At 65.7% G+C, this 26,214-nt stretch carries 29 protein-coding genes; 9 read left to right on the top strand and 20 right to left on the bottom strand.

Annotated features, from left to right (window positions below; genetic code table 11):
• Window positions 1–127: 127 nt before the first annotated feature.
• From ACV17W_RS11215 to ACV17W_RS11205, 3 genes are read left to right on the top strand one after another with little or no spacing between them, the layout of a single operon-like run.
• Window positions 128–1,096 (top strand): Bug family tripartite tricarboxylate transporter substrate binding protein, encoded by a 969-nt coding sequence (locus ACV17W_RS11215; protein ID WP_462592415.1) that lies wholly within the window; start codon window positions 128–130, stop codon window positions 1,094–1,096.
• Between the two features lie 20 nt (window positions 1,097–1,116).
• Window positions 1,117–1,911: an enoyl-CoA hydratase/isomerase family protein gene (locus ACV17W_RS11210; RefSeq protein ID WP_462592414.1), complete on the top strand. Its 795-nt coding sequence runs from the start codon at window positions 1,117–1,119 to the stop codon at window positions 1,909–1,911.
• Between the two features lies 1 nt (window position 1,912).
• Entirely contained in the window at window positions 1,913–3,991 is a 2,079-nt protein-coding gene (locus ACV17W_RS11205) for an acetate--CoA ligase family protein (RefSeq protein WP_462596525.1), read from the top strand.
• Between the two features lie 88 nt (window positions 3,992–4,079).
• On the opposite strand, the gene slmA is transcribed toward ACV17W_RS11205, so the two are convergent.
• The 3 genes from slmA to argB are packed head-to-tail and all read right to left on the bottom strand — an operon-like array spanning window position 4,080 to window position 6,334.
• Complete coding sequence (slmA, locus tag ACV17W_RS11200) at window positions 4,080–4,652, bottom strand: nucleoid occlusion factor SlmA (protein WP_462592413.1); 573 nt, start codon at window positions 4,650–4,652, stop codon at window positions 4,080–4,082.
• A 30-nt stretch (window positions 4,653–4,682) separates the two neighbouring features.
• On the bottom strand, window positions 4,683–5,432 hold the full coding sequence (locus ACV17W_RS11195) for a pyrimidine 5'-nucleotidase (protein ID WP_462592412.1): 750 nt from the start codon (window positions 5,430–5,432) through the stop codon (window positions 4,683–4,685).
• Complete coding sequence (argB, locus tag ACV17W_RS11190; RefSeq protein WP_462592411.1) at window positions 5,432–6,334, bottom strand: acetylglutamate kinase; 903 nt, start codon at window positions 6,332–6,334, stop codon at window positions 5,432–5,434. The genes ACV17W_RS11195 and argB overlap by 1 nt, the downstream gene beginning before the upstream one ends.
• A gap of 235 nt (window positions 6,335–6,569) precedes the next feature.
• Here argB and ACV17W_RS11185 point away from each other — a divergent pair, with 235 nt between their 5' ends.
• Window positions 6,570–7,355, top strand: coding sequence for a MetQ/NlpA family ABC transporter substrate-binding protein (locus tag ACV17W_RS11185; RefSeq protein WP_462592410.1), 786 nt, complete (start codon window positions 6,570–6,572; stop codon window positions 7,353–7,355).
• Between the two features lie 162 nt (window positions 7,356–7,517).
• Here the strand turns inward: ACV17W_RS11185 and ACV17W_RS11180 are convergent, their stop codons facing one another.
• The 6 genes from ACV17W_RS11180 to ACV17W_RS11155 form a co-directional block, all read right to left on the bottom strand.
• Window positions 7,518–8,342: a TauD/TfdA dioxygenase family protein gene (locus tag ACV17W_RS11180; RefSeq protein WP_462592409.1), complete on the bottom strand. Its 825-nt coding sequence runs from the start codon at window positions 8,340–8,342 to the stop codon at window positions 7,518–7,520.
• A 197-nt stretch (window positions 8,343–8,539) separates the two neighbouring features.
• Entirely contained in the window at window positions 8,540–9,427 is an 888-nt protein-coding gene (locus tag ACV17W_RS11175) for a LysR family transcriptional regulator (RefSeq protein ID WP_462592408.1), read from the bottom strand.
• A gap of 53 nt (window positions 9,428–9,480) precedes the next feature.
• Entirely contained in the window at window positions 9,481–9,975 is a 495-nt protein-coding gene (locus tag ACV17W_RS11170; RefSeq protein WP_462592407.1) for a peroxiredoxin family protein, read from the bottom strand.
• A 7-nt stretch (window positions 9,976–9,982) separates the two neighbouring features.
• Window positions 9,983–10,723, bottom strand: coding sequence for a BON domain-containing protein (locus tag ACV17W_RS11165; RefSeq protein ID WP_462592406.1), 741 nt, complete (start codon window positions 10,721–10,723; stop codon window positions 9,983–9,985).
• Complete coding sequence (locus ACV17W_RS11160) at window positions 10,720–11,313, bottom strand: phosphoheptose isomerase (RefSeq protein WP_462592405.1); 594 nt, start codon at window positions 11,311–11,313, stop codon at window positions 10,720–10,722. The genes ACV17W_RS11165 and ACV17W_RS11160 overlap by 4 nt, the downstream gene beginning before the upstream one ends.
• A gap of 29 nt (window positions 11,314–11,342) precedes the next feature.
• Window positions 11,343–11,834 (bottom strand): YraN family protein, encoded by a 492-nt coding sequence (locus tag ACV17W_RS11155; RefSeq protein ID WP_462592404.1) that lies wholly within the window; start codon window positions 11,832–11,834, stop codon window positions 11,343–11,345.
• Window positions 11,835–11,899: 65 nt separating this feature from the next.
• On the opposite strand from ACV17W_RS11155, the gene rsmI reads away from it, so the two are divergent.
• Together rsmI and ACV17W_RS11145 are read left to right on the top strand one after the other, a co-directional pair.
• Window positions 11,900–12,832 (top strand): 16S rRNA (cytidine(1402)-2'-O)-methyltransferase, encoded by a 933-nt coding sequence (rsmI, locus tag ACV17W_RS11150; protein ID WP_462592403.1) that lies wholly within the window; start codon window positions 11,900–11,902, stop codon window positions 12,830–12,832.
• A 5-nt stretch (window positions 12,833–12,837) separates the two neighbouring features.
• The gene (locus tag ACV17W_RS11145; RefSeq protein ID WP_462596524.1) at window positions 12,838–13,392 is read left to right on the top strand and encodes a methylated-DNA--[protein]-cysteine S-methyltransferase; all 555 of its coding nucleotides are present in this window, start codon (window positions 12,838–12,840) and stop codon (window positions 13,390–13,392) included.
• 28 nt (window positions 13,393–13,420) lie between these two features.
• Here the strand turns inward: ACV17W_RS11145 and ACV17W_RS11140 are convergent, their stop codons facing one another.
• Entirely contained in the window at window positions 13,421–14,356 is a 936-nt protein-coding gene (locus ACV17W_RS11140; protein ID WP_462592402.1) for a septal ring lytic transglycosylase RlpA family protein, read from the bottom strand.
• Entirely contained in the window at window positions 14,353–15,225 is an 873-nt protein-coding gene (gene rapZ, locus ACV17W_RS11135; protein ID WP_462592401.1) for an RNase adapter RapZ, read from the bottom strand. Before rapZ ends, ACV17W_RS11140 begins: the two co-directional genes overlap by 4 nt.
• Before the next feature lie 161 nt (window positions 15,226–15,386).
• Here rapZ and ACV17W_RS11130 point away from each other — a divergent pair, with 161 nt between their 5' ends.
• Both ACV17W_RS11130 and ACV17W_RS11125 read left to right on the top strand, forming a co-directional pair.
• A complete protein-coding gene (locus ACV17W_RS11130; RefSeq protein ID WP_462592400.1) occupies window positions 15,387–16,139 on the top strand; it encodes a c-type cytochrome in 753 nt (250 codons plus the stop codon).
• Between the two features lie 9 nt (window positions 16,140–16,148).
• Window positions 16,149–17,432 (top strand): c-type cytochrome, encoded by a 1,284-nt coding sequence (locus ACV17W_RS11125; protein WP_462592399.1) that lies wholly within the window; start codon window positions 16,149–16,151, stop codon window positions 17,430–17,432.
• Here the strand turns inward: ACV17W_RS11125 and ACV17W_RS11120 are convergent.
• The 9 genes from ACV17W_RS11120 to ACV17W_RS11080 all read right to left on the bottom strand — a co-directional run bounded on the left by ACV17W_RS11120 (window position 17,429) and on the right by ACV17W_RS11080 (window position 24,751).
• A complete protein-coding gene (locus ACV17W_RS11120) occupies window positions 17,429–18,862 on the bottom strand; it encodes an aminotransferase-like domain-containing protein (RefSeq protein ID WP_462592398.1) in 1,434 nt (477 codons plus the stop codon). The two genes, ACV17W_RS11125 and ACV17W_RS11120, sit on opposite strands and share 4 nt — an antisense overlap.
• Window positions 18,863–18,884: 22 nt before the next feature.
• The gene (gene hprK / locus ACV17W_RS11115) at window positions 18,885–19,811 is read right to left on the bottom strand and encodes an HPr(Ser) kinase/phosphatase (protein WP_462592397.1); all 927 of its coding nucleotides are present in this window, start codon (window positions 19,809–19,811) and stop codon (window positions 18,885–18,887) included.
• Between the two features lie 28 nt (window positions 19,812–19,839).
• Window positions 19,840–20,295: a PTS sugar transporter subunit IIA gene (locus ACV17W_RS11110; RefSeq protein ID WP_462592396.1), complete on the bottom strand. Its 456-nt coding sequence runs from the start codon at window positions 20,293–20,295 to the stop codon at window positions 19,840–19,842.
• A 240-nt stretch (window positions 20,296–20,535) separates the two neighbouring features.
• The gene (gene hpf / locus ACV17W_RS11105; protein ID WP_462592395.1) at window positions 20,536–20,874 is read right to left on the bottom strand and encodes a ribosome hibernation-promoting factor, HPF/YfiA family; all 339 of its coding nucleotides are present in this window, start codon (window positions 20,872–20,874) and stop codon (window positions 20,536–20,538) included.
• Window positions 20,875–21,095: 221 nt separating this feature from the next.
• Window positions 21,096–21,887 (bottom strand): LPS export ABC transporter ATP-binding protein, encoded by a 792-nt coding sequence (gene lptB, locus ACV17W_RS11100; RefSeq protein ID WP_462592394.1) that lies wholly within the window; start codon window positions 21,885–21,887, stop codon window positions 21,096–21,098.
• 23 nt (window positions 21,888–21,910) lie between these two features.
• Complete coding sequence (gene lptA, locus ACV17W_RS11095) at window positions 21,911–22,531, bottom strand: lipopolysaccharide transport periplasmic protein LptA (protein ID WP_462592393.1); 621 nt, start codon at window positions 22,529–22,531, stop codon at window positions 21,911–21,913.
• A complete protein-coding gene (gene lptC, locus ACV17W_RS11090; RefSeq protein WP_462592392.1) occupies window positions 22,528–23,145 on the bottom strand; it encodes an LPS export ABC transporter periplasmic protein LptC in 618 nt (205 codons plus the stop codon). The genes lptA and lptC overlap by 4 nt, the downstream gene beginning before the upstream one ends.
• Window positions 23,146–23,156: 11 nt before the next feature.
• A complete protein-coding gene (locus ACV17W_RS11085; protein ID WP_462592391.1) occupies window positions 23,157–23,765 on the bottom strand; it encodes a KdsC family phosphatase in 609 nt (202 codons plus the stop codon).
• Window positions 23,762–24,751: a KpsF/GutQ family sugar-phosphate isomerase gene (locus tag ACV17W_RS11080; protein ID WP_462592390.1), complete on the bottom strand. Its 990-nt coding sequence runs from the start codon at window positions 24,749–24,751 to the stop codon at window positions 23,762–23,764. Before ACV17W_RS11080 ends, ACV17W_RS11085 begins: the two co-directional genes overlap by 4 nt.
• A 101-nt stretch (window positions 24,752–24,852) precedes the next feature.
• Here ACV17W_RS11080 and purT point away from each other — a divergent pair, with 101 nt between their 5' ends.
• Window positions 24,853–26,064 (top strand): formate-dependent phosphoribosylglycinamide formyltransferase, encoded by a 1,212-nt coding sequence (purT, locus tag ACV17W_RS11075; RefSeq protein WP_462592389.1) that lies wholly within the window; start codon window positions 24,853–24,855, stop codon window positions 26,062–26,064.
• The last annotated feature ends 150 nt before the right edge of the window (window positions 26,065–26,214 follow it).

Raw genomic sequence — 26,214 nt, 5'->3', positions numbered from 1 at the left:
CTTATTTAACCGCAGTTAACATTTCCATCTAATGGAATTGGTGGGCTGAATGTGGCGCGTGCGCTACGTATACTTTCCGGGCAATCAGCGCTAGGTGGCTGCAGGAAATCAACCCAAGGAGACAAATGTGAAGCGCAACGCACTTTTACTGGCCAGTTCCCTCTTTTTGGCAACGCCCTTCGCCGGAACGGCCCAGGCCGCATTCCCCGAACGACCTATCGAAATCGTCGTTCCTTTCTCGCCGGGCGGTGGTACCGACACCATCTCGCGCACGATCGCCGAGAGCATGTCCAAAAGCCTGGGCTCGCCCGTGGTGGTGCTGAACAAGCCGGGCGCGGGCACCGTGATCGGTACGGGCTTTGTCGCCAAGGCGAAGCCCGACGGGCATACGCTGGTGATGGCAACCTTCGCCCACGCGGTGAATCCGGGCCTGTACAAAGACCTGCCGTTCTCGACCGAGAAAGACTTTGCGCCGGTGGCCCTGATCGGGGCGTCGCCCAACGTGCTGCTCGTCAACAGCGCCAGCCCGTTCAAGACGGTCGACGACATCATCGCGCAGGCCAGGGCGAAACCGGGTGAACTGACATTTGGTTCCTACGGCACGGGGACTTCGGCGCACTTGATGGCCGAGTTCTTCCAGAACGAAGCCGGCGTCGATCTCATCCACGTGCCCTACAAGGGCGGCAACCCCGCGACCACGGCGCTGCTGGCGGGCCAGATCGATATGCTGTTCGGTGCGGCCGGGGTTTCCCAGTACATTGACAGCGGGCAGCTGCGTGCGATTGCCGTGACGTCCAAAGAGCGCTCGCCGGCGTTTGCAGGGGTGCCCACCATTGCTGAATCCGGTCTGCCGAAGTACGCCGCCGAGAGCTGGTATGGCCTGTTCGCCCCGGCGGGTACGCCGGCTGATGTGATTGAAAAGCTCAATGCCGCAGTCAACGAAGCCGTGCAGACGGAAGCATTTCAGCGTCGGGCCAAACAAGAGGGTTTGACGACCTATACCGGCACGCCCAAGGATCTGGGTGACTACGTTGCCGCTGCGACCAAGCTGTGGGCCGACGTCGTTGAAAGTGCGCAGATCAAGGTCGATCAGTAAATAATCCGGGGCACGACGAAATGGCTAATGAAGCAAACATCGATCTGAGCATCGAAGACGGTATCGCCGTGGTGACACTGAACCGTCCGGACAAGCGCAATGCGCTCAACGACACCATGCGGGAAGCGCTGGCCGAAGTGCTCGAGAACACCGTCGAAGACCGTGCGGTCAGAGCCGTTATCCTGACGGGGGCGGGGGCCGCGTTTTGCGCCGGTGGCGATATCGCCGCCATGCAAGAGCGCGCCAAAGCGGCGCCCGGCGATGTGGCGTTCAATGGTTGGAGTCGCCAGCAGCGTACCCACAAAGCCATCCTGCGCGTGCACACGCTGCCCAAGCCGGTGGTGGCTGCCGTCAATGGCCCCGCTACCGGTCTTGGTGCAGACCTTGCCTTGGCCTGCGACTTTGTGCTGGCGAGCGCCAAGGCAACGTTCGCGTGGAACTATCTGCGTCGTGGCTTGATTCCCGATGGCGGCGGTCTGTACTTTCTGCCCCGGCGCGTGGGCATGAGTCAGGCCAAGCGCCTGCTTTACTCGGGCCGCACCATCGACGCCAGTGAGGCGTTACGACTCGGTGTCGCTGAGGAGGTCTTCGAGCCTGATGCCCTGCTGAACGAGGCCAAGGCGTTTGTACGCGACTTCGTGCGTCAGTCGCCCAAAGCGCTGGCCTTGACCAAATCGATTCTGGACCAGAGCTTTGAACTTACCCCCGATGCCGCGTTTGCCCTAGGCAGCCAGGCGCAGGCCATTTGCTACACCACGACCGAGCATCAGGAATCGATTGCCGCGTTCCTGGATAAGTCACCAAGAAAATCTTGATATGAGCGCAATACATCGCCTGCTGGCGCCGCAAAGCATCGCGGTCATCGGAGCATCCGCCGACCTGACCAAGACCTCAGGTCGACCGGTTGCCTATTTAACAAAGCACGGATACCGAGGCAAGATTTATCCCGTCAACCCAACAGCCGCCAGTGTCGGGGGGCTGCCCTGTTACCCCAGTGTGAGCGCGTTGCCCGAGACACCCGATGTCGCGATCGTGATGCTGGGCGCAGAAAAGGCCATTGCAGCGGTGCAAGCGCTGTCCGGCGTCGGGACGTCGGCCGCCATCGTCCTGGCCAGTGGATACGCCGAGCTGGGCGCAGAGGGGTTGGAGCGGCAGCGGCGCCTCCAGCAGGCCGCAGGCAACATGCGAATACTGGGGCCAAACACCATCGGCCTGGTGAACCTGACCGATGGAATCACGCTGTCGGCCAGTAGTGCGCTCGAAGCCGACGGACTGCTGACCGGCAACATCGCGCTTGTCTCTCAGAGTGGTGGCATCCTGGGTTCATTGCTTTCGCGCGGTGCAGCACAGGGCGTGGGCTTTTCAAAGCTGATCTGCACCAGCAACGAAGTCGACCTGCAAATGAGCGACTTCGTCGAGGCGTTGATTGATGACGCGGCGACCTCGGTCATTGCCCTGTACATGGAGACCGTGCGCGATCCGCAGCGCTTCCGGCAGGTATGCCTGAAAGCGCGCCGTGCCGGCAAGCCCATCGTCGCTTTCAAGGTTGGACGGTCTGAGGCGGGGGCGCGTTCCGCGGTGTCGCATACTGGGGCGATGGCAGGCTCGGACCGCATGTACGACGCCTTGTTCGACGAGGTTGGAATTATCAGGGTGACGAACTTCGCCGACTTGCTGAATGTGCCGGTGGCGCTGAGCGCAGGGCGGACGCTGCGCGGCAATCGCATCGCAATACTGACCTCAACCGGCGGCGCGGGCACGCTGGTGGCCGATAGCCTTGGCCTGTCCGGCTTCGAAACCGATGCACCTGATGCAGACACTGCGCAGGCGCTCAGGGCGCTTGAAGGTGGCCACCAGTTTGCGCTGGATCGAAACCCGATCGACGTGACGCTCGCCGGCCTGGATCCCGCCCTGCTGCGCAGCATCATCCGCACCCTGCTCAAGAGCGACGCGTACGACGCGTTGGTGACTATCGTCGGCTCGTCGGCGCTGGCCAGGCCGACCTTGATGTCCGAGGCGATTTCGGATTGCCTGGGTCTGAATGACAAGCCCATCATGGCTTATGTCAGCCCGCACGCCCCGCAGATCGCGCACAGCTTGAATACCATGGGTATCGCGGCCTACTCGGCGCCCGAGGCGTGTGCGTCGGCGTTCAGCGCCCTGCGCCAGGCGGCTGCCCGCGAGGAGGCAAGTCACGCGGCCGTGGCCGTGGCACCCGCCGCAAGTCTTCCCTATGGGGGGCGGCTCAACGAATCGCAGTCCAAGGATTTGTTTGCGCGCTTCGGCATCCCGGTGACGCGGGAGTTGACGGTGTCGACCGCAGGCGAGGCTCAGCACGCCGCGCAGCGTCTGCAGGCGCCGCTCGTGCTGAAGTTGCTTTCCGAAAGAATCATGCACAAGAGCGATATCGGCGGCGTGGTTTTGAATCTGACCGAGAGCACGGTGGCCGCTGCCCTCACCGACATGCGGGCACGTGTGGGCGGTGTGCCTGAGGAGCCCATGCAGTTTCTCGTGCAGGAAATGGTGCAGGACGGTGAGGAACTGATTCTCGGTCTGGCGCGAGACCCGCTGGGTGCGGCCATCATGCTGGGGTCAGGTGGCATCACGGCGGAGCTCTTCAATGATACGGTGCTGATGATGCAACCCGCCGACCGTCCTCTGCATCGCTCGGAAGCAGCGGCACTGGTAAAGAAGGCGCGGCTCTGGCCATTGTTGAACGGTTATCGCGGCCAACCAATGCGCGATATCGATGCACTGGTGACGGCCATCGTCGACTTCTCAGCTATGGTGCACCAGATGGGCGACCGCCTGCTCGAGGCGGAGATCAACCCACTATTCGTCAGACGTGCCGGCGAAGGCGTGGTCGCCGCGGACGGTGTGGTCGTGCTGGGGTGAATTGCGGCGGCGCTGCGCGGGTGCGCTCCTCGATGTGCGGGTGCGCGGCTGCGTCGTGCGTGCCGTTGCGCCGGCCCGGCGTCTGCGGCTAGAGCAGCACCTTCAGGTGCTCATCCAGATGCGTGGTAGGCGCAACACGCCAGCCGCTCTGTGCGTACCGCAACCAGCGTCCCAGCACCAGATGGGTGAGCAGGCTGGCATGCGCGGCGATGTTGGCATCGGGGGGCAGATCGCCGTCGCTGACCGCGATGCGCAGCGACTGTTTCAGCGACGCTTCAATGCGGTCGTTGATGTGATTGATGCGCTCTTGCAGGCGGTTGTCTTCGGTGACCAGCGCGTCGCCCGTCAGCACGCGGGTCATGCCCTTGTTACGCTCGGCGAAGGCCAGCAGCATCGACACCGTTTTGCGCGCCTGGCCCAGGCCCAGCGGTTCGGCCGAGGCAATCTGGTTTACCAGCGTGAACAGGCTGACTTCGATGAACTCGATCAGGCCCTCGAACATCTGCGCCTTGCTGGCGAAGTGGCGATACAGGGCCGCCTCGGACACCTGCATGCGCGCGGCCAGCGCCGCCGTGGTGATGCGCGCGGCGTGTGGCTGCTCCAGCATTTCAGCCAGGGTTTGCAGGATCTGGTTCTTGCGTTCGCCGGGTTTACTCGCCATGGCCAACTATCGATGGATGAGGGTGGGCCGCTAGCAACCGCGCAACGGGCGGCGTCGCAGCAGCAAGTCGCTTACCGAGTTTACCCGCAAGTCGACATAGCCCGGCCGGTGGCAGGCCGCGCCGGCAAACGGTGTGCCGGGGTGGTAGACATGCACCGTACGCACCCCGACACGCCGCGCGCCGCGCAAGTTCTTCAGTGTGTCTTCGACGAGCACTGCGCGCGCCGCCGGCACCCCCTCGCGTGCCAGCACGTAGCGCAGCAGCGCCGGCGACGGCTTGGGGCGGAATTCGCCATGCAGGCGCATGTGTTCGATGGCCCATATGCTTTCGAAGTGGCGAAGAATGCCCAGGCGCCGCAGTACGGCACGCGCATAGTCGAAGGGCGCGTTGGTCAGCAATACCTTGCGCCCGGGCAGCCGCCGCAGCTTGACCGCGAGCGCAGTTTCGGCGCGAACCAGCGGATTGACGTCGAAATCATGGCTGCGCCGCAGAAAGGCATGGGCGTCCACGCCATGGTGGCGCACCAGGCCGATGACGGTGGCGCCATAGCGGCGCCAGTACTTGGCCCGCAACTGGTTGGCGGTATCGATGTCCACATCGAGAGCCTCGGCCACCGCGGCCGTCATGCCCTGGTCGATGAGCGGAAAAATGGCGTGCGAGGTGTCGTGCAGCGTGTTGTCCAGGTCGAACAGCCACAGCTTTTCGGATGTCCCCGTATCCGCGCGGCGCGAACGGCGCAGGCGCGCAGTCGGCCGCAGCAGGTGTCGATGCACCTGCATCAATGGGAACTGATCATCGTCCCGACGCCCTGGTCGGTAAGAATTTCCAGCAGCAGGCAGTGGGGCACGCGGCCATCGACGATATGCACCGAGTTCACGCCGTTCTTGGCCGCGTCGAGCGACGACGAAATCTTGGGCAGCATGCCGCCCGAAATGGTGCCATCCGCGAACAGTTCGTCTATGGTCTGGGCCGACAGGCTGCGCAGCAGCTTGCCGCTCTTGTCGAGCACGCCCGGAGTGTTGGTCATCATCAGCAGTTTTTCGGCGCCCAGCACTTCGGCCATCTTGCCCGCCACGACGTCGGCATTGATGTTGTAGGCGGTGCCGTCTTCGCCATAGCCGATGGGCGAGATCACGGGAATGAACTGATCGTCTTGAAGCGCCTTGACCACGGCGGGCTCGACCTGCGTGATGTCGCCCACGAAGCCGATGTCGAGCGGTTCGTCGGGGTTGTCTTTATTCGCCATCAGCTTCTTGCGCGCCTGGATCAGCATGCCGTCTTTGCCGGTCAGGCCCACGGCCTTGCCGCCAACCTCGTTGATCATCATGACGATGTCTTGCTGCACCTGGCCGCCCAGCACCCATTCAACCACTTCCATGGTTTCGGCGTCGGTGACGCGCATGCCTTGGACGAAGGTGCCCTGCTTGCCGATGCGCCGCAGGGCGTCGTCGATCTGAGGACCGCCGCCGTGCACGACCACCGGATTCAGGCCTACCAGCTTGAGCAGCACCACGTCGTGCGCGAAGCTGCGCTGCAGGCGCTCTTCGGTCATGGCGTTGCCGCCGTACTTCACCACGATGGTCTTGCCATGGAATCGTCGAATGTACGGCAGTGCTTCCGAGAGAACGGCCGCTTTGATGGCGGGCGACGAAACGGCGGCAGGGTCGGGGGTGTCGGTCATGGCAACAAGAGCTCGGCTAAGAATGGAAAAAGGAAAATGCCTGCGCCGGCGCGGGCTCGGCGCTGCCAGGGCAAGCATACGGCAGATTGTAGTCCCGCCCAATTACTTATAGCCGGAACCCATGATGATATGCCCGACAAATAACCGCCATTCAGGTAAATTGGGGGCGATTTTGCAACGGCCGCCGCCTATCCGGCCGCGCGGCCACCCTGTCCCACCCCCCACGAGGTTACCTATGCGTTTTCTCCTTGCCCGGACGGCCCTGGCGGCCTCCGCCTTCTTCCTGGCTGGCGCCGCCCACGCCGAAAAACTCATCGTCGGAGCCACCCAGGTGCCCCACGCCGAGATCCTGGAAGTGGTCAAGCCGGCGCTGGCCAAAGAAGGCGTGGAACTCGACATCAAGGTGTTCAGCGACTACGTACAGCCGAACCTGCAGCTGGCCGACAAAGAGCTCGACGCCAATTTCTTCCAGCATCAGCCCTATCTGGATACCTTCAACAAAGACCGCGGCACCAAGCTGGTGGCGGTCGGCCTGGTGCATGTCGAGCCGTTCGGCGGGTATTCGCGCAAGCTGAAGTCGGTGGCCGAACTGCCCGAGGGCGCCACCATCGCCATTCCGAACGACCCGTCCAACAGCGGCCGTGCCCTGTTGCTGTTGCAGAAGCAGGGTGTGATCAAGCTGAAGGATCCCGCCAACATCGTGGCCACGCCGCTCGATATCGTCGAGAACCCGAAGAAGCTGAAGTTCCGTGAACTCGAGGCCGCGATGCTGCCCCGCGCGCTCGATGACGTCGCGCTGGCCCTGATCAATACCAACTACGCCCTCGAAGCGGGCCTGGTGCCCACCCAGGACGCGTTGTTCATCGAAGGCGCCGATTCGCCATATGCCAACCTGGTGGCGGCACGCCCCGACAACCAGAACGCCCCGGCCGTGAAGAAGCTGGTCGGAGCCCTGCAATCGCCCGAGGTGAAAGCGTTCATCCAGGAAAAGTACAAGGGCGCCGTGGTACCGGCGTTCTGAAGCCCCTGCCGGGGTGCCCGGGTCATGGCGGGCCTGGCTCGCCCCTCGGCGCCGAGCCAGGCCCGGACCGCACGTCGCCGGTCGGCCGATGGCCGGCCGAGCCGCCGGGCTCAAACCCCCGGCGAGCGCGGGCCGCCGCGCATGAGCTGAAGGCCGGCGGGTTCAGGCGGGCCGGTCGCCCTGCAGGGTGATGCGGTGCATGATCCGCCGATGCCCGTGGTAATCATTCACCGGATTGTGCTGCGTGCAGCGGTTGTCCCAGAACGCAATGGTGTCCGGCTCCCAGACGAAGCGGCAGGTGAATTCCGGCTTTACCTGATGGTTGAAAAGGAACTGCAGCAAGGGCGCCGACTCTTCGCGCCGCATGCCCTTGATACCCACGGTATGGGCCACATTCACGTAAAGGGCCTTGCGGCCGGTTTCGGGATGGGTGCGCACCACCGGATGCTCGGCCACGTATTCTTTAGGCGCCGCCTCCCGGCCGTCGGTGCGTATGCGGTCTTCGCGTGTCTTGGACACATCGGCCTGCGCCGAGCTGCTGATGCCCACCAGCCCGTCGAGCAGGCTCCGCATGGTGTCGGACAAGGCCTCGTAAGCCAGGTATTGGTTGGCGAACATCGTATCGCCGCCGTAGGGCGGGATTTCGCGTGATAGCAGCATCGAGCCCATGGGCGGCTCTTGCAGATAGGTGGTGTCCGAATGCCAGATGCCGCCAAAGTTCAGTGTTTCGTGTTCGAGCTTCTTCACCTCGATGATGGTGGGGTAGCCTTCCAGCCCTCGCACGAACGGGTATTCCACCGGCTGGCCCATGGCCTGCGCGAAGGCCAGGTATTGGGCCGAGTTGAGTTTCTGGTTCTTGATGAAGATCACCAGGTGGTCAAGCAGGGCCTGTCGCACCTCGGCGGCCTGCGCGGCGGTGAGGCCGGCGGCCAGATCCAGATCGGATAATTCGGCGCCCAGAGCGCCGGCGATTTTGCGAATTTTCATTGTGCTCACTTTTCACGCAAGATACGTGGGTTCTTGCCATGCAGGGAATGGTATGTCGCGCGACGCTGCGAAACAAATCAAATAATCTTAGCGATTATTAAGAAAAATTTAGGAATGGCCGTAGCGGGGCTGTCGGGCGCAAGACGGGCCGGGTGTCCTTGGAGTCGCGCCCGGCTCGTCTGCCGCGGGCATGGGGGCTATCGTTGCGCGGCCCGCAGCATGTCGACCAGCCTCGCCGCCGGCGCCGAAAGCCTGTAGCCCCTGATGGTGACCACCGCGATGGTTCTCTGGAGGGCGGGCCGGGCGATGCGCACCGTGCTCAGCGTGGTGCCGCGAGGCACGGCAATGCGCGGCAGAATGCCGGCCCCGAGTCCGGCGTCGACCATGGCTATCAAGGTGCTGACGTGCGTGAATTCGTAGCTCAGATCGGCCTGGATGCCATTGTCGTGCAGGGCACCTTCCAGGTGGCTGCGGAACAGCGAATTGGGCGCCAGCGTGAGCAGGCGCAAACGTGACAGCTCGCGCAGCGAGATGGTCTTGCGTCCGTTGTCGCGGTAGCCGCGCGGCAGCAGTGCGCAATACTCGTCGACGAAGAGTGGATGGAATTCCAGTTCAGACCGGGTTTCTTCCACCGGGCCGATGCCGAAGTCGACTTCCCGCCGGCGTACTGCTTCAAGCAGGTCGTGGTGGGAAAGTTCGCGCACGCGCACGGCGATGCCCGGATACTGGCGCGCATAGGCGGTGAGCAGCGCCGGCAGGCGCGTGCCGGCCACCGTGGGAACGCAGGCGAACGCCAGGTTGCCGTGCTGGGCATTGGCGGCCTGCCGGATGCGGGTCAGGCCGCTGTCGAGCTCGGCCATGGCTTTGCGTGCGCTGATCAGCAGGTCTTCGCCTTCAGGCGTCAGTGAGACGTGGCGCGTGGTGCGCTGGAACAGCGCGACCCCCAGCTGAGTCTCGAGCTGCTTGACCTGCATGCTGATGGCCGGCAGCGAAACAAAGGCGTGCTCGGCGGCCTTGCGAAAACTGCCGTGCTCGGCGACGGCCACGAAGGCGGACAGCAGTTTGAAGTTGAAGGTAGGGGGCATGGGCGCCTGGCAAGCACGCAATAGAGGCGGCCGCCGTCACGCGGCCGCGGGCACTAGCCCGCCGCCAGGGCCTTTTCGATGGCGGCGTGGAACTCGGCGTAGTCGTATTCGCCCAGGTAGCGCTTGACGATGCGGCCTTGCTTGTCGATCAGGAACGCCGTGGGCGTGAGCCTCACGTCGCCGAATGCGCGAGCGATGTCGCCGTTGACGTCGAGCGCCACGGGAAAGGGCAGCTTGCGGGTTTCCGCGAAATTGAGCACGTAATTGGGCGGGTCGTAGTTCATGGCGACGGCGACCGTCTCGTAGCCTTTGGGCGCGTACTCTGCGTAGGTTTCGATGTTGCCCGGCATCTGTTTGACGCAGGTGACGCAGCTGGTGGCCCAGAACTTCACCAACACGACCTTGCCGCGCAGGTCGTGCATGCTGAAGGTCTTGCCTTCGATGGTGGTGAAGGCCACGTCGGGGGCCGGCGCGGCGGGGCGCCAGACGAACCAGGCGCCGATGCCGACCGCCACCAGGACGGCCAGGGAAAGAATGAGCTTTTTCATTGTTTCATTATTTGATGGGCATGACTTGTACGCCGTCGACCTGGCCGCCTGCGCCGGACTCGATGGGCGCGGCCTGCGGCTGGGCGGAGCCGCCGGTCGACTGCACCGTGGCGGGTTCGGCGGTGGCGCCCGAGAGCCGTAGCGCTTCTTCGCGGCTGATGGTCTGGAACAGCTTGACTACCTTGGCCACGCCGCCCACCTCAGAGGCGGCCGTCGCGGCATAGTTGCCCTCGGCTTCGGTGACCATGCCCATCAGGTATACCACGCTGCGGTCGGTGGTGACCACGATGGTGGCCGACGGCACGTACTTGGTGTTGAGCAGCGCGGTCTTGACCTTGGAAGTCAGCCAGGTGTCGTTGGACCGCGTGCCGAACGAGGCCGCCGGACCCACGTTCAACTGGTTGACCACCGATTTGACGTGTTCGACGCCCTGCGCGATCGATGTGGCCTGCGCCTTGGCGGCGTCCGACGGCACGTCGCCGGTCAGCAGCACCACCCCGTTGTACGACACGGCGTTCACGCGGGCCGCGTCGCCCAGCCTTTGGCGGATCTGGTATTCGGCCTTGAAGGCGATGTTCTGGTCTTCGAGCTGCGCGCCCGACGTGCGTCGGTCGGTAATGACAACGGCGGTCGTGGCGGCGGCGCCTCCGACGACCAGCGGCGCGCACGCCGACAGGGTCAGGGCCGTGGTGCCGAGCAGGGCGGCCAGCAGCAGTGGGCGGGCCACCGTCTTGGCGTCGGGCATCATTCGGGGTCTCCTAGGAGTAGAGCATCAATACCGTCGCACAGGGCATGCAGCATCAGGCCGTGGACTTCCTGGATGCGCATGGTGCGGTCGTTGGGTACACATAAATGGACGTCATGGGCGGTCAATAGTTCACTGATCACCCCGCCGCCCTTGCCGGTGAGCGCAATGACGGACATTTCGCGTTCGTGCGCGGCCTGCATGGCCCGGATGACGTTGGCGGAATTGCCGCTGGTGGAAATGGCCACCAGCACGTCGCCCGGCTGGCCCAGCGCGCTGACCTGCCGTTCGTAGATCTCTTCGAAACCGTAGTCGTTGCCAACCGCGCTGAGGATGGCCGTGTCGGTGTTGAGGGCGATACCCGCGAGGGGCAGCCGTTCTCGCTCGAACCGGCCCACCAGTTCGGCGATGAAATGCTGGGCGTCGGCGGCCGATCCGCCGTTGCCGCACGCCAGAATCTTGCCATTGTTGGCCAGGGCCGCGAACACCACGTCGACTGCCGTGGCCAAGGGGGCCGACAGGGCGTGCATGCTTTGTTCGCAGGCGGCCATGGCATCGCGAAAATGCGACGTCATGCGAGAGGTCATATCCATGGCGCGCATTATCTCATGGTGCCGGCGGCCTACAGGGTGAAGGCGGCCGGGATCCAGCGGGCCACGCCGGCCTCGAAAGCCACCACATCGAAGCGTACGGCAGGCGTGAGGCCGCCCCAGTGGCGCTGCGCCAATTCGGGCAGGAGCAGCGCGGCGCAACGGCCCAGGCGGGCGCGCTTGGCCGGTCCGACACTGGCCGCCGCGCCACCGTAGCGCGGGCTGCTCCGCGCGCGCACCTCGACAAACACCAGGGCGTCCGCGTCACGCATGACGAGGTCCACCTCACCGGCCTTGCAATGCACGTTGCGCGCCAGGGGGATCAGTCCGGCCGCCGCCAGCATCTGCAGCGCCTGGGTTTCGCGCGCGTGGCCGTGGCGCTGAGTGGGGGAAGCGCGGGGTGCGTCGGCCGCCGGCGCGGATGTGCGGACGGCGCGCCGGGCCGCGGCGCGGCGGCGCCGCAGCAGGCGCTGCTGGGCCTGTCGCGCGCGCGCATAGGCAATTTCCGAAAAGGGGTCGGACATGGGGTGATCTTCGAAGGCGTGGGCGGCTACACTGGCACAATTTGCCGCCTGGCCGCCAGCTCACTATGAATCTGAATGTCCCGCCCGCCCTTGCCGGCGATGCATGGAACCGAATGGCCGAGCGCGTGGCCGGCCAGCATTGGCCCGAGTCTGCGCTGTACGTGGTGGCCACGCCCATCGGCAACCTGGGCGACCTGGGCCTGCGCGCCTGGCAGGCGTTGTCGCGCGCCGATGTGATCGCCGCGGAAGACACGCGGTCCAGCCGCAGTCTGCTCGAAGCCTGGGGCATCTCCACCCCGCTGATGGCGGCGCACCGCCATAACGAAGCGGCGGCCGCCCAGGACATCTGCCAGCGGCTGGCACGAGGCCAGCGCGTGGCGCTGGTGTCCGACGCCGGTGCTCCCGCCGTCAGCGATCCGGGTGCGCGGGTCGTGCGCGCGGTGCGGGACGCAGGCTTCGCCGTGGTGCCGGTGCCCGGGCCGAGCGCAGTCATTACCGCCCTGATGGGCAGCGGCGTCACCTCTGATGAAAACCCCGCCTATGCTTTCGCCGGGTTCGCGCCGGCCAAGTCGGTGGCGCGCCAGCGATGGTTGCGATCATGGTGCGATTTGCGCGCGCCGGTCGTGTTTTTCGAGTCGCCGCACCGCCTGGCGGGCTGCCTGACAGATCTCCTCGAGGTGTGCGGCCCCGACCGAAACCTGACGATCGCGCGCGAGCTGACCAAGCGGTTCGAGCAGATCGCGACCCTGCCCTTGTCCGATGCGGCGTCGTGGCTGTCCGCCGATTCGCATCGGGCCCAGGGCGAATTCGTCCTGATCGTGCACGCCGCCGAGGCTGTTGATGACACCGGGCCCGATGATCCGGCCACTGGCGTGCTGCTCGATGCGCTGCTTGAAACCCTGTCGGTGCGAGACGCCGCGCGGGTGGCCGCCAAGGTTACCGGGCAACCCCGCGACGCCCTCTACGCCATGGCGCTGGCTCGCAAGGAAAGCTCGTGAAGCCTATGGGCGCCGGCCAGATAATGGCCTACGTGGATATCGATACGCCGCTGGGCGGCATGCGCCTGGCCGCCAGCGACACGGCGCTGCGTGGCGCCTGGTTTCTCGACCAATGGGATATTCCCCCGCCCTCGGCCGCCTGGCGCCTGGCGCCCACCCACCCGGTGCTGCGGCAGGGGCGCCACGAACTGGCCGAATGGTTCGCCGGCCGGCAACAGTGCTTCCAGGTGGCGCTCGATCCGCAAGGCACTTCATTCCAGCAGGCGGTGTGGCGGGCGCTGCTCGAATTGCCGTTTGGCGCCACCTGCAGCTACGGCGACCTGGCCTTGTCCATCGGCAGGCCCCAGGCGGTGCGCGCGGCCGCCCAGGCGATCGGACGCAACCCCATTTCTATTTTCATACCCTGCCATCGCGTGGTCGGCCGCGATACGTCCCTGACGGGCTTTGGCGGTGGGTTGGCGCGCAAGCAGTTCCTGCTGGCGCACGAAGGACATCGTTATCTCGGCCAAGGCGCCCGCACGCGCCGCGTGTCCGGCGGCCAGGCCGTACTGCCGTGGTAGCCCGGGCCGCCGCAGACCGCCGCGCGGTTCAGTAGGTGGCCAGGCTGGGCAATATGCCGGTGCGGTCGGCGACCTGTCGCGCCGCGCCCAGCGCGGTATCGCGATCGCCGTAGGGGCCGATGCGTACCCGGTACAGGCCGCCGGCCCGCTGCACTATCGCGGGCGGCGTGCCGGCGCCGGCATCCAACTGGGTGTTGACCCGCTGCATCAGGCTGTGGGCGTTGGCCGGCTGGCTGAATGCGCCGATCTGCAGGTATACGCCGTCTGCGGCGGTGGCTGCGGGCGCGGCCGGCACCGGGGCAAGCTCGGTGACCGTTATTTCCGTGGCGGACAGGGGGGCGGCGCTCACGGCGGCCAGCGATGCCGCCTGGGCCGTGGTCTGCGCCCCGTGGCCCTGAGCCTGCGCCAGGCGGATCTCGGCCGGCATGATTCGTTCCACCAGCACTTCGCCACTGCCGGGCCCGATGATTCCCAGCTTATGGGCGGCAGCATAGGAAAGGTCCATGATGCGGTCGCTGTGGAACGGGCCGCGGTCGTTGACCCGCACGACGACCGTTCGGCCATTGATGGAACTGGTGACGCGCGCGTAGCTGGGCAAGGGCATCGTGGGATGGGCCGCGGTCATGGCATACATGTCATAGACTTCGCCGATCGAAGTGCGCTTGCCATGGAATTTCTTGCCGTACCACGAGGCGAGGCCGCGCTGCTTGTATGCGTGGTCTTCATCGGCCACCGGCACGTAGCGCTTGCCAAATACCGAGTACGGCCGGTTTGCGCCGCTGGCCAGTGGCTCGAGGCGCGGGACGGCGTCCGGGATGTTGTCCAGGTCGGACGGCGGATGGGCGCCCGGTCCGTCGTCCTGGTAGTAGCCGCCAGCCTTTCGAGTGCCCGAGGACGAACAGCCTGCAATGACCACTGCCAGGCCCACCAGTATCGGCGCCAGGAAGACGCGACAAGGCTTCATGGCGAGTCCTCGGGCAACTGCGTGCGGTGCCGCACCAGCAATGGGTCGTGGTCGGCAAAGCGCTGGGCGAGCTGTTCCACCACGTAGACCGAGCGATGCTGCCCGCCCGTGCAACCAATGGCCACGGTGAGATAGTTGCGCGTGTCCTGCGTATATTGCGGCAGCCAGCGCTGGAGGTATCCGGCGATGTCGTCGATCATGCGGGTCACGATCTCGAAGCTGGCCAGCCACGCGGCCACCGGCTCGTCGCGGCCGGTCAGGGGACGCAGGTTGCGGTCGTAATACGGGTTGGGCAGGCAGCGCACGTCGAACACCAGGTCGGCATCGCTGGGCACCCCGCGCTTGTACGCGAATGACTCGAAGGTCAGCACCAGCGGCGGCCGGTCGGCCTGCACCAGGTCGCGAATCCAGGCCCGCAACTGCCCGGGGGTCAGGTCGGACGTATCGATGACGTGTTCTTGTTCGCGCAGCGGCGCCAGCAGGTCGCGCTCGAGCGAAATGCAGTCTAGCAGCGACGGAGCCTGCCCGCCGCGTGTCAGGCGGTCGGTCAGGGGGTGGCGGCGGCGGGACTCGGAATAGCGCTGCGCCAGCGTGTGCGTATTGGCGTCGAGAAAGATGACGCGCAGCGAGGTGCCCATGGCCCGCATGGCGGTGATGACGCCGGGCAGTTCCGCCAGCTCGCCGGGCGAGCGGACGTCAATGGCAATGGCAACCCTTTCGAGGCCATCGTCGCGTGCGCCCGCGACAAATTCGGTAAGGAAGCGCACGGGCAGGTTGTCAATGCAGGTATAGCTGGCATCTTCGAGCATGCGCAGCGCCACCGACTTACCTGAGCCGGATATTCCGGTGATGAGGACAACACTTAGCATGGCTTTGATTGTTGCATGATTTTGCCGACGGGTTGCCGGCGGTTTGCCATCTGATATGGCCGTAAACTGTAAGACTGATCCTATACCCCCAGGCCGCGCTGGCGTACTCTGGGGTTGCCGGGGCCTTCGGGCCTCCCAATTGCCCACGTAATTGCTGACTGATGTCCGTTTTTTCCCCCTGTTATCCGAATGGGTCCTGGCGCCGCACCCTTGCCGCCATGGCCGCCGCGGCCTGTACGCTGGCGGCTCCGCTCGCGCCGGGATGGGCGCAGGATGAGCCCGCGCTGCAGCCCGGTACGATGCAGGCGCGTGTGGCGGCCTGTACGGCCTGCCATGGCGCCCAAGGCAAGGCAGGCGCCGATGGGTACTATCCGCGCCTGGCCGGCAAGCCTGCCGATTACCTGTACCACCAGCTGCTGAATTTTCGCGATGGCCTGCGTCAGTATCGGCCCATGACGCACCTGCTGGTGGGGCTGCCCGACGACTACCTGCGCGAGATGGCGGCCTATTTTGCCGATCAGCACGTGCCGTACCCCGCCCCGGCCCGCCCTTCGGGCACGGCGGATATGCTGCAACTCGGCCGCGCGCTGGCCATGCAGGGCGATGCCGCGCGCGGCCTGCCGGCCTGTGCCGCCTGCCATGGCGCGGCGCTGAACGGCCTGGCGCCCGCCATTCCGGGCCTGCTGGGCCTGCCGCGCGACTATATCGGCGCGCAGATCGGCAGCTGGAAGAACGGACTGCGGCGTGCCGCCGAACCGGACTGCATGGCAGACGTGGCGAACAAGCTCACGCCGCAAGATATCGGAGCCCTGTCCGCCTGGCTGGCCGCGCAGCCCGTGGTCGAGCCCTACGTGCCTGATCCGGCCGGGTCGGCGCCGCTGGCCGCGGAATGCGGCAGTCAGTCGAAACACTAGAAGACCGGCATGAAACGCATCATCAAATATTCTTTGCTGGCCATACTGCTGGCCGGCCTGGCGGTGATGGCCGTCCTCTACTGGATGGGCACGCGCGAAGACACCTCCACGGGCCCGACGGCCGGGCCCGCCGAGGCCGGACGCCAGATCGAACAAGGCCGGTACCTGGCCCGGCTGGGCAACTGCATGGCCTGCCATACCGCGCAAGGCGGCAAGCCCTATGCCGGCGGCACTCCCATACCCACTCCGTTCGGCACGCTGTATGGGCCGAACATCACGCCCCATGCGAGCACCGGCATTGGCGGCTGGACGGCCGACGACTTCTGGCGCGCGTTGCATCAGGGCAAATCCAAAGACGGCGAACTGCTGTATCCGGCATTCCCGTACACCGAATACACGCGCATGTCGCGGGCGGATTCCGACGCATTGTTTGCCTATCTGCAGACGGTCGAGCCGGTAGAGCAGGCCAGCCGGCCCCACGATCTGGCGTTCCCGTATGACCAGCGCGGACTGCTTGCCTTCTGGCGCGCGCTGTATTTCCGCCCTGGGGTGCTGGAATCCGATCCTGGCGAAGACGTGCCCTGGAACCGCGGACGCTATCTGGTGGAAGGCCTGGGCCATTGCGCCGCCTGTCACGCGCCGCGCAACAGTCTGGGGGCCACGCGTGCCAGCGATGGCCTGTCCGGGGGCGTGATCGGCGGGCTGGATTGGTACGCGCCGCCGCTCCACAATGACGAGGCCACCGGCCTGGGCCGCTGGAGCGCCCAGGACATTGCGCAACTGCTGCAGACCGGCATGGCGCGGCATTCCACTGCCAGCGGCCCCATGGCCGAGGTCGTGCTGGGCAGTTCGCAATACCTGACCGACGCCGATGCGCTGGCCATTGGCGCCTATCTGAAGTCGCTGCCCGCGCCTGCGGCAAGTACGGCTCGCGTGGCGGCTCCCAGCGCCGCGCTGATGGATCATGGCGGCCGCTTGTATCAGCAGCATTGCGCGGCCTGCCACCAGGACCAGGGGCAGGGCAGTGGTACCGCCTGGCCGGCGCTGGCCGGCAACCCCACCGTCACGGCCCCGTCGTCTGTCAATGCCATTCGCATGGTGGTCAATGGAGGGTATGCGCCCGCGACGGCTGCCAATCCGCGGCCCCACGGCATGCCGCCATTCGGGCCCATGCTGGCCGACGGCGATATCGCGGCCCTGGTCTCCTACATACGCAACAGCTGGGGCAATGAGGCGGGCGCCGTGACACCGTTCGACGTCAAGCGCGTGCGCGACGCCACCACGCGCAACTAGCGGGCCTGCCGGCCGCCAAGGCGGCCGGCGAGCGCACCCAGCTCGCGCATCGCGTCTTCCATGCGTTCATCCCAGGGGTGCCCGTAGTTCAGGCGCAGCGCATGACCGAACAGCCCGCTTGCCGAGAAGATGGGGCCGGGCGCGACGCTGATGCCCTGTGCCAGCGCGCGGCGATGCAGATCCAGTGCATCGGCATGCCGCGGCATTTCGACCCACACGAAGAACCCCCCCTGTGGCCGCGTGACCCGCGTGCCCGCGGGAAAATAGCGCGCCACGGCGTCCAGCATGCGCTCTTGCTGGGCGGCCAGGGTGCCCCGCAGGCCGCGCAGGTGGCGGTCATAGCCGCCCCGCTCGAGATATTGCGCCAGAGCTCCCTGGGCCGGCCCGGAGGCCGACAGCGTGGTGGCCAGCTTCAGCCGATGCACTGCGCGTGAATACCGCCCGGCCGTGGCCCAGCCGATTCTATAGCCCGGAGCCAGGCATTTCGAGAACGAACTGCAGTGCAGTACCAGCCCCTGCGCGTCGTATGCCTTGGCGGGCAAGGGGCGGGTATCGCCGAAGTAGAGTTCGGCATAGACGTCGTCTTCAATGAGCGGAATCTGGTGCCGCGCGAGCAGGGCCACGAGGTCGCGCTTGTCGTCCTGTGACATCAGGCTGCCCAAGGGGTTCTGGAATTGGGTCATCAGCCAGCAGGCTTTGGGCGAGTGCCGCGCAATGGCGGATTCCAGGGCATTCAGGTCGATGCCCCGCCGCGGGTGGGTGGGCACTTCGACGGCCTGCAGGCCGCGCTGCTCCAGTGCTTGCAGCGCCCCGTAGAAGGTGGGCGATTCCACGATGACCGCGTCGCCCGGCCGCGTCGTGACCTGCAGGCAGAGGTTCAGCGCCTCGAGCGCGCCGGTGGTGACGACGATGTCGTCGGGCGTGACCGGAACCCCTGCGGCGCGGTAGCGCAGGGCGATCTGCCTGCGCAGCTGAGGGTAGCCTGGCGACAGGCCTTCCACCGTGTCGTGCGGATCGAGATGGCGCACGTAGGTGGCCATGGACTGGCCCAGGCGTTCCAAGGGAAACAGCGACGGTGCGGGAAAGGCGGAGCCCAGCGGTACGACCTTGCGGTCCCGTACCGAGCCCAGGATGTCGAAGATACGTTCGCTGATGGCCAGCGAAGTCGAACCCCCGTGCGGCTGCGAGGTGTCGGGCTCGGGCGGGCGGCTGTGGGGCAAGGCCCGAACGTAATAGCCCGAGCGGGGCCGCGCCTGGACCAGGCCGCGGGCTTCGAGCAGGTAATACGCCTGGAATACGGTAGAGGGGCTGACGCCGCGGGTGGCGCAGGTTTCGCGTACCGAGGGCAGTTTGTCGCCTGCCCGCAGCAGACCTTCGCGGATGGCGCGCGCAATATCGTCGGCCAGGGCCTGGTAACGAGTGGCTGCCATGAGGCGGGCGGGGGCGCGGCGCCTACTTGCTGCTTTGCAAGATCGCCATCGCCTGGCGTTCCATGAATTCACCCAGCGTGTCGATGCCTCGCAGCTTCAAGATGGTGTTGCGCACCGCGGCTTCGACCAACACGGCCAGGTTGCGTCCCGCCGCCACCTGCAGCATGACCTTGCGCACCGGCATGCCCAGCATGTCCTGCGTGATGTCTTGCAGGGGCAGGCGCTCGAATTTGTCTTGCGCAGTGGAGCGCACCAGGTGGACGATGAGCTTGAGCCGCATTTTTCGGCGTACCGAGGTTTCGCCGAAAATGGTGCGGATATCGAGCAGGCCCAGGCCGCGCACTTCAAGCATGTTCTGCAGCAGCGGCGGACAATGCCCTTCGATCATGCCGGGCGCGATGCGCGAAAACTCGACGGCGTCATCGGCGACCAGGCCGTGGCCGCGGGAAATCAGTTCAAGTGCGAGCTCGCTCTTGCCCAGGCCGGATTCGCCGGTGATGAGCACGCCCACGCCCAGGACGTCCATGAACACACCGTGAACGGTGGTGGTGGGTGCGAGTTTCTTGCCCAGGTAAATACGCAGCAGGTCGATCAGCTGGGCCGCCGCGACGGGCGTGGACAGCAGCGGCACCTGGTGCTGCTCGCACTGGTCGATGAGGTCTTGGGGCGGGGTCAGGCCGTCGGCCAGCAGGATGGCCGGTACGCCGCCGATCAGCAGCTCGTCCATGTGGTGCACGCGGCGGCGCAGGTCGAAACGGCTGTAATAGGCCAGTTCTTCCTGGCCAAATACCTGTATGCGCGAAGGGTGGATCAGATTCAGGTGGCCGATCAGGTCGGCGGCCGACATGCCGTCGTCGCGGATGGCGCGTTCTGCCGCGCCCTGGCCCGCGATCCAGGTGAAGGGGATGTTGTCGGCGTTGTCGTCGACCAGTTCCTGCACTGTAAGCATGGCAGCGGCTCGGCGATCGGAAAAAGGGTCAGCGTTGGCCCGTGGTGAGCATCCGGAGGACTTCGGCCGGGTCGGTTTCGGTGCCCAGCGCCTCGCGCAGCGCCTTGTTCGACATGAGCTGAGCCAGTTCGGCCAGGATGTCCAGGTGCTGCTGGGTAGCGGTTTCGGGCACCAGCAGGCACATGAGTATCGTGACGGGCTGGCCGTCGGGGGCATCGAACGGCACCGGTTGTGCCAGCCGAATGAAGGCCGCCATGGGTTCGGCCAGGCCTTTCACGCGGCCGTGTGGCACCGCCACGCCCTGGCCCAGGGCCGTGGAGCCCAGGCGCTCGCGGGCGAACAGGCTGTCGAACACAACGGTTCTGGCCAGGCCATGTTGATTTTCGAAGAGCAGCCCGGCCTGCTCGAATGCGCGTTTCTTGCTGGTGGCTTGCATGTCGAGGACGACATTGCCGGCGGGAAGGATGCGCGACAGATGATTCATGCGGCTCATTATAGGATGTTATGCCGCAGTGCAAAAACGCTGCGGCCGCTTGCCTGTACGAACCGGCAAGCATAGACGCTTCAGCGCCGCGTTGGGAAGAGGCAGGTGGGGGAGATTGCCGATGCCCCGGCAGGAAAGTGACTGCAAGTGCGGGACATCGGGATCGTGCGGACCCCGTAAAGGCGGTCTGGATTCAAGCTCGGGTGCGTGAAAGGCTCGAGCGGTGGATGAAGCGCGGGACTACTGGGTTTGCTGCATGGCGGCAGCAGCTTGTCGCTTCACGGACTCGGCCGTATGGCTTTGCACCTTGTCTTTGTGCTTGAGGACCTGGCGGTCGACTTTGTCGGCCAGCAGATCGATGGCTGCGTAAAGGTTTTCATCCACGGCTTCGCAATGGATATCCTTGCCGCGCAGTCGCATGGTGATTTCGGCTTTATGCCGCAGGGGCTCAACCGAGAGCATGACCTGGGTGTCGATCACGTGATCGAAATGCCGCAGCACTCGCGCCAGTTTGTTCATGACATATTCCCGGATTGCCGGGGTGACGTCGAGATGACGACCGCAGATGCTCAGGTTCATAGTGTGCTCTCCTTCAAGTAAAGAGAAAGGGGTGCGCTCTCGCGCGGGGATCTGGTCGAAAAAGGCTCCTGAAAAAAGGGATGGATGGATGCGTACCGGCGCCTGAAACGCCGGCCGTCAGTACTAGTGTATAGACTCTGCCCGGTAAAACAAGTTGCGTTCGGGCAAGCGCGAAAAGCCCCCCAGGGGAGGGCCGTATTGGGGTTTCCCCCAGGGCTTTGTTACATGCGGAAGTGTTCGCCCAGATACACCCGGCGCACGGCCGGATCGCCGACGATTTCGTCGGGCTGGCCGTCGGTCAGCACCTTGCCTTCGCTGATGATGTAGGCGCGATCGCAGATCCCGAGGGTCTCGCGCACGTTGTGATCGGTGATCAGCACGCCGATGCCACGCCCCTTCAGGAAGCGGACAATGCGCTGGATTTCGATGACCGCGATGGGATCGACGCCGGCGAAGGGCTCGTCGAGCAGGATGAATCGGGGACGCGTCGCCAGCGCACGGGCGATTTCCACGCGGCGGCGTTCCCCGCCCGACAGCGAAATGGCGGTATTGCCCCGTATATGGCCGATCTGCAATTCGTCGAGCAGGGCCTCGAGCTGCTCTTTGATCTGCGTGTCGGTAAGACTGCGGCCCTGCGCATCGAGTTGCAGCTCGAGCACGGCGCGGATGTTCTGCTCGACCGTGAGGCGGCGGAACACCGACGCGTCCTGGGGCAGGTACGACAACCCCATGCGCGCCCGCTTGTGGATGGGCATCGAAGTGATCGCGGCGTCGTCGATTTCAATGCGTCCGGCGTCGGCGGGAACCAGGCCGACGATCATGTAGAAACTGGTGGTCTTGCCGGCGCCGTTGGGGCCCAGCAGGCCCACGACTTCGCCGCTGTTGACCTCGAGTGAAACGTCCTGCACCACGGTGCGCCCGTTGTAGATCTTGCGCAGGCCGGTGGCGCGCAGGCTGCCCAGCTTGACGCCTGAGGCGGAGGACAGGGGCGACGGCGTGGATATTTGAGTCATGTGTGTGCGTAGGAAAACGGCGGTCAGCCCTGCTTGGCGGCCCCGCCGTTCTTGGCGCGGCATTCGGCGATGGCGGCATCGGCCTTGGCGCGCGGGGCGGCGAACGAGCGCACGCGCCCGCCCGGAGCCGAGGAGTTCGGCCCGCCCTGGGCCTGGTAGACGCCGGTTTTTTCGTTATAGCGGACACGTTCGCCACGGATCGTGTCGAACGGTTTTCCGCAGATGGACCGGGTCACGATGGCCTGCCCGATGAGGTCGAACTCGCCCTTGGTGCTGTTGTATTCGGCACGCAGGCCGGTGCCTTCGATGACTTCGAAGTTCTCGGGCCGTTCCTGGCGGATGGTAACGATGTTGCCCTTGTTGGCCGTGGCCGTGCCGAACTGGTTGCCGGCCGCGTCTTCGTTGGCTTCGAGCCGGTCGGCCGTGAGCTTCATGAGACCGCGCGTGAGCACCACGTTGCCGGTAAAGACGCTCTGGCGCTTGATGTCGTCGTAGTGCAGCGTGTCGGACAGGATCAGCGTACTGGGGTCTTCGGCCGGCTGGGCCTGTTGCGCGTGCGCGGCGCCGCCCAGCAGCAGCACGCCGGACAACGCCATGGCGGCGAAAGATCGCATCGAAGCCGGGTAGATCAGTATGTGGGTCATGGCGGAGTCTGGGTTGATTCGCCCGTGGGGCGCGTGCGGGTATCGGAGCCGGCGATCTCGACGTCGGTAGAGGCCGACACTTCGAGTTGCCGGGTAGTGTTGTTGTACCGCATGCCGGTGCCGCTCATGCGGGAATTGCCCTTCAGCACCACCGCGGGCAGATCGGTGTAGATCACATCATTGTCGGGCAGAATGATGAGCTGTTTGCTGCGTACGTCAAGTGCGTCGTTGTTGGCGTCGGGCTGGCGATGCACGTGGGCATTGCCGTTCATGACGATGCGCTCGCCGCCGCGTTCCATGATCGCAGTGTCGGAAGTGGCGACCGTGATGGGGTTGCTCTCTTGCTGGCCGATGGCCCGCGGAGACGTGACGTGGTAGGAGTCGTCGTCCGGGAAGTGTTCGGCGTACTGGCCTTCGAGGCGATTGATCGGCTTGCCGGTGGCGTCAGTGCGCAGCATGACGAAATCGCGCGCCCAGGAATCCATTTCGTGCGTCAGCCGGCGGGGCGGATCGATGGGGATGGCCCTTTGCGCGTAGTCGGCCGCCCACCACGTGCCGATCACGATGGCGATCAGCAGCGACAGGGCGATCAGGGCGGGGAAACGTTCTTTCATGCCGGAGGGCGTTATTGAATGGCGCCGGGGCCAAGCAGGCCGGGCGCCATCATGAAGGCGCCCAGCCGGCCTTGCGAGGCCAGCAGCAGGTCGCAGCATTCGCGCACGGCGCCGCCGCCGCCCGGTTGCGAGGCAACCCAGTGCGCCGCCTGGGCGATGTAGCCGGGCGCGTTGGCCACGCTGGCAGCGAACCCGGCGCGCTGCAGGGCCGGCAGGTCGATGATGTCATCGCCCATATAGCCGGTTTGATTCAGTTCGACCCCGTTGCGCTGTGCGAGTTCCGACAGGGCCGTGCCCTTGTCGCGCACGCCTTGCATGACTTCGGCAATGCCAAGCTCGGCCGCGCGACGATCGACGATGGGGCCGGATCGCCCGGTGATCAGGGCCACCCGCAGGCCGCTTTCGAGCAACAGGCGCAGGCCGTGGCCGTCGAGCGCGTGGAAGCGCTTGAACATTTCGCCGCTCTCGCTGTAGTACAGGCTGCCGTCGGTGAGGACGCCGTCGACGTCGAACACCATCAGTCGCACGGCGGCCGCGCGTTCGCGTACCGCCGGGGTGATGCGGGCCAGCACCAGTGCTTCGGCAGGGTGGGGAAAAGTACGGGGACTAGTCATGGTCATACCACTTTCGCGGCCATCAGGTCGTGCATGTGCAGGGCACCCAACAGAGTACCGTCGGGTTTCAGGACCAGCATTTGATTCAGGCGCTGTTCGTCCATCTGGCGGGCGGCGTCGACGGCCAATGCGTCGGGGCCGATGCTGCGCGGCATGCGCGTCATGCCCTGCGACACCGTCAGGTTGCGGACATCGCCGTGGCGTTCAATCAGGCGGCGCAGGTCGCCATCGGTGAAGATGCCGGTGGGCCGGCCTGCCGTATCGACCACGATGGTCATGCCCATGCCCTTGGCCGACATTTCCTCGAGCGCCGTGAACAGCGGGGCGGACTCGGCCACGATGGGCAGCGCCGCGCCCTGCCGCATCACGTCGCGCACGTGCGTGAGCAGCCGGCGCCCCAGCGTGCCGCCGGGGTGCGAGCGCGCGAAATCGTCGGGGCCGAAGCCGCGCGCTTCCAGGCAGGCCACGGCGAGCGCGTCGCCCAGCGCCAGCGCGGCGGTGGTGCTGGCCGTCGGGGCCAGGTTCAGCGGACAGGCCTCCTGCGCCACGCTGGTGTCCAGGTGCAGATCGGACAGGCGCGCCAGTTCGGAGGCCGGGTTGCCCGTGATGGCGACCAGGCCGGCGCCCATGCGGCGCGCCACCGGCAAGATGGTGAGCAGTTCCTGCCCCGACCCGGAATGCGACACCGCGATCAGCACGTCGTCGCGCGTGATCATGCCCAGGTCGCCGTGGATGGCCTCGGCGGCATGGACGAAGAACGCCGGCGTGCCGGTAGAAGCGAAGGTGGCGGCGATCTTGCGTGCGATATGGCCCGTCTTGCCGATACCGCTCACCACCACGCGGCCCCGGCAGGCGAGCAGCATGTCGACCACGCGCGTGAAGCTGTCGTCCAGGCGCGCCGAGAGGTCGGCAATCGCCTGGGCCTCGATATGGAGCGTGCGGCGAGCAGAATCGAGCGCCGTGTCGCGAATGGGGGATGGATGGTCGGTCATGGGCGGATTTTAATCGCAGTATCGCAGGTTGCCCGCGCCGGGGGCCTATGGCATGCTGGCGCCGCAATTTTCCGTTTCAACTGACTATCAGGCCCGCCATCATGTCCTCTATTTCCGCGCCCGTGCTGGGCACGCCCCTGTCCGCTTCGGCCGTCCGCGTCATGCTGCTGGGCGCCGGCGAACTCGGCAAGGAAGTCATCATTGCCTTGCAGCGGCTGGGCGTCGAGGTCGTGGCCGTCGACCGCTATGCGGATGCGCCGGGGCACCAGGTTGCCCATCGCGCCCACGTCGTGTCCATGACCGACGCCGACGCGCTGCGTCGCATCATCGAGCAAGAGCGCCCCGATGTGATCGTGCCCGAGATCGAGGCCATCGCCACCCAGGCGCTGATCGAGATCGAGGCGGCGGGCACGGCCCGCGTCACGCCCACGGCCCGCGCCGCCCAGCTGACCATGAACCGCGAGGGCATCCGCCGGCTGGCGGCCGAGACCCTCGGCCTGCCGGTTTCGCCGTACCAATTCGTCGATTCCGAGGCCGAGCTGCGACGGACGATCGACCAAATCGGCTATCCCTGTGTGGTCAAGCCTGTGATGTCGTCGTCGGGCAAGGGCCAGTCGATCATCAAGAGCCCCGACGACATCTCTGCGGCGTGGCGCTACTCGCAGGAAGGCGGCCGGGTGGGCGCCGGGCGGGTCATCGTCGAAGGCTTCATCCGCTTCGATTACGAGATCACGCTTCTGACGGTGCGTGCCCGCGGGCAAGATGGGTCCATCCAAACCCATTTCTGCGCGCCCATTGGCCATGTGCAGGCCGACGGCGACTACGTCGAAAGCTGGCAGCCTCATGCCATGCAGCCGCTGGCGCTGCAGCGCGCCCAGGACATTGCCCGCGCCATCACTGACGAGCTGGGCGGCATGGGCGTGTTCGGCGTGGAGCTGTTCGTGGCAGGCGACCAGGTGTGGTTCTCCGAGGTAAGCCCGCGCCCCCACGACACCGGCATGGTCACCATGATCAGCCAGGTGCAGAGCGAATTCGAATTGCACGCGCGCGCCTTGCTCGGACTGCCGGTCGACACGGCGCTGCGCCAACCCGGGGCCAGCAGCGTCATTTACGGCGGGGTCGACGCGCGCGGCGTGTCGTTCCACCAGGTGGCACAGGCGCTATCCGAAGCGGGCACCGATATTCGCCTGTTCGGCAAGCCCGAGTCGTTCGTCAAGCGGCGCATGGGCGTTGCCCTGGCCACGGCGCCCGACGTGGATGCCGCCCGACTCAAGGCCAAACGCGTGTCCGCTGCAGTGGTCGTCAAGGCCTGAGTCGCGCCGCACAGGGAAGATGTCCAGGGTTCTTGCATGATTCGTTAATCGCCATCCCCCCTGGTAAGCCGTTCGCTGAGTTGCGTTTTGCCAATAAAGCCGCCTGGGGGCGGCTTTTTGTCGCTTGCATTTGATTCCGGTTAATTCGAT

The sequence above is a fragment of the Bordetella sp. MIP270_01_BMS genome (assembly GCF_054958705.1).
Note: the sequence above shows the minus strand (reverse complement) of the source record. Positions and strands in the feature narration are given on the sequence as shown.

Excerpts from the sequence above, each read along its gene's own strand:
- ACV17W_RS11210 (WP_462592414.1), top strand. The coding sequence starts at position 1,117 with ATGGCTAATGAAGCAAACATCGATCTGAGCATCGAAGACGGTATCGCC.
- ACV17W_RS11205 (WP_462596525.1), top strand. The coding sequence starts at position 1,913 with ATGAGCGCAATACATCGCCTGCTGGCGCCGCAAAGCATCGCGGTCATC.
- slmA (WP_462592413.1), bottom strand. The coding sequence starts at position 4,652 with ATGGCGAGTAAACCCGGCGAACGCAAGAACCAGATCCTGCAAACCCTG.
- ACV17W_RS11195 (WP_462592412.1), bottom strand. The coding sequence starts at position 5,432 with ATGCAGGTGCATCGACACCTGCTGCGGCCGACTGCGCGCCTGCGCCGT.
- argB (WP_462592411.1), bottom strand. The coding sequence starts at position 6,334 with ATGACCGACACCCCCGACCCTGCCGCCGTTTCGTCGCCCGCCATCAAA.
- ACV17W_RS11185 (WP_462592410.1), top strand. The coding sequence starts at position 6,570 with ATGCGTTTTCTCCTTGCCCGGACGGCCCTGGCGGCCTCCGCCTTCTTC.
- ACV17W_RS11180 (WP_462592409.1), bottom strand. The coding sequence starts at position 8,342 with ATGAAAATTCGCAAAATCGCCGGCGCTCTGGGCGCCGAATTATCCGAT.
- ACV17W_RS11175 (WP_462592408.1), bottom strand. The coding sequence starts at position 9,427 with ATGCCCCCTACCTTCAACTTCAAACTGCTGTCCGCCTTCGTGGCCGTC.
- ACV17W_RS11170 (WP_462592407.1), bottom strand. The coding sequence starts at position 9,975 with ATGAAAAAGCTCATTCTTTCCCTGGCCGTCCTGGTGGCGGTCGGCATC.
- ACV17W_RS11165 (WP_462592406.1), bottom strand. The coding sequence starts at position 10,723 with ATGATGCCCGACGCCAAGACGGTGGCCCGCCCACTGCTGCTGGCCGCC.
- ACV17W_RS11160 (WP_462592405.1), bottom strand. The coding sequence starts at position 11,313 with ATGGATATGACCTCTCGCATGACGTCGCATTTTCGCGATGCCATGGCC.
- ACV17W_RS11155 (WP_462592404.1), bottom strand. The coding sequence starts at position 11,834 with ATGTCCGACCCCTTTTCGGAAATTGCCTATGCGCGCGCGCGACAGGCC.
- rsmI (WP_462592403.1), top strand. The coding sequence starts at position 11,900 with ATGAATCTGAATGTCCCGCCCGCCCTTGCCGGCGATGCATGGAACCGA.
- ACV17W_RS11145 (WP_462596524.1), top strand. The coding sequence starts at position 12,838 with ATGGGCGCCGGCCAGATAATGGCCTACGTGGATATCGATACGCCGCTG.
- ACV17W_RS11140 (WP_462592402.1), bottom strand. The coding sequence starts at position 14,356 with ATGAAGCCTTGTCGCGTCTTCCTGGCGCCGATACTGGTGGGCCTGGCA.
- rapZ (WP_462592401.1), bottom strand. The coding sequence starts at position 15,225 with ATGCTAAGTGTTGTCCTCATCACCGGAATATCCGGCTCAGGTAAGTCG.
- ACV17W_RS11130 (WP_462592400.1), top strand. The coding sequence starts at position 15,387 with ATGTCCGTTTTTTCCCCCTGTTATCCGAATGGGTCCTGGCGCCGCACC.
- ACV17W_RS11125 (WP_462592399.1), top strand. The coding sequence starts at position 16,149 with ATGAAACGCATCATCAAATATTCTTTGCTGGCCATACTGCTGGCCGGC.
- ACV17W_RS11120 (WP_462592398.1), bottom strand. The coding sequence starts at position 18,862 with ATGGCAGCCACTCGTTACCAGGCCCTGGCCGACGATATTGCGCGCGCC.
- hprK (WP_462592397.1), bottom strand. The coding sequence starts at position 19,811 with ATGCTTACAGTGCAGGAACTGGTCGACGACAACGCCGACAACATCCCC.
- ACV17W_RS11110 (WP_462592396.1), bottom strand. The coding sequence starts at position 20,295 with ATGAATCATCTGTCGCGCATCCTTCCCGCCGGCAATGTCGTCCTCGAC.
- hpf (WP_462592395.1), bottom strand. The coding sequence starts at position 20,874 with ATGAACCTGAGCATCTGCGGTCGTCATCTCGACGTCACCCCGGCAATC.
- lptB (WP_462592394.1), bottom strand. The coding sequence starts at position 21,887 with ATGACTCAAATATCCACGCCGTCGCCCCTGTCCTCCGCCTCAGGCGTC.
- lptA (WP_462592393.1), bottom strand. The coding sequence starts at position 22,531 with ATGACCCACATACTGATCTACCCGGCTTCGATGCGATCTTTCGCCGCC.
- lptC (WP_462592392.1), bottom strand. The coding sequence starts at position 23,145 with ATGAAAGAACGTTTCCCCGCCCTGATCGCCCTGTCGCTGCTGATCGCC.
- ACV17W_RS11085 (WP_462592391.1), bottom strand. The coding sequence starts at position 23,765 with ATGACCATGACTAGTCCCCGTACTTTTCCCCACCCTGCCGAAGCACTG.
- ACV17W_RS11080 (WP_462592390.1), bottom strand. The coding sequence starts at position 24,751 with ATGACCGACCATCCATCCCCCATTCGCGACACGGCGCTCGATTCTGCT.
- purT (WP_462592389.1), top strand. The coding sequence starts at position 24,853 with ATGTCCTCTATTTCCGCGCCCGTGCTGGGCACGCCCCTGTCCGCTTCG.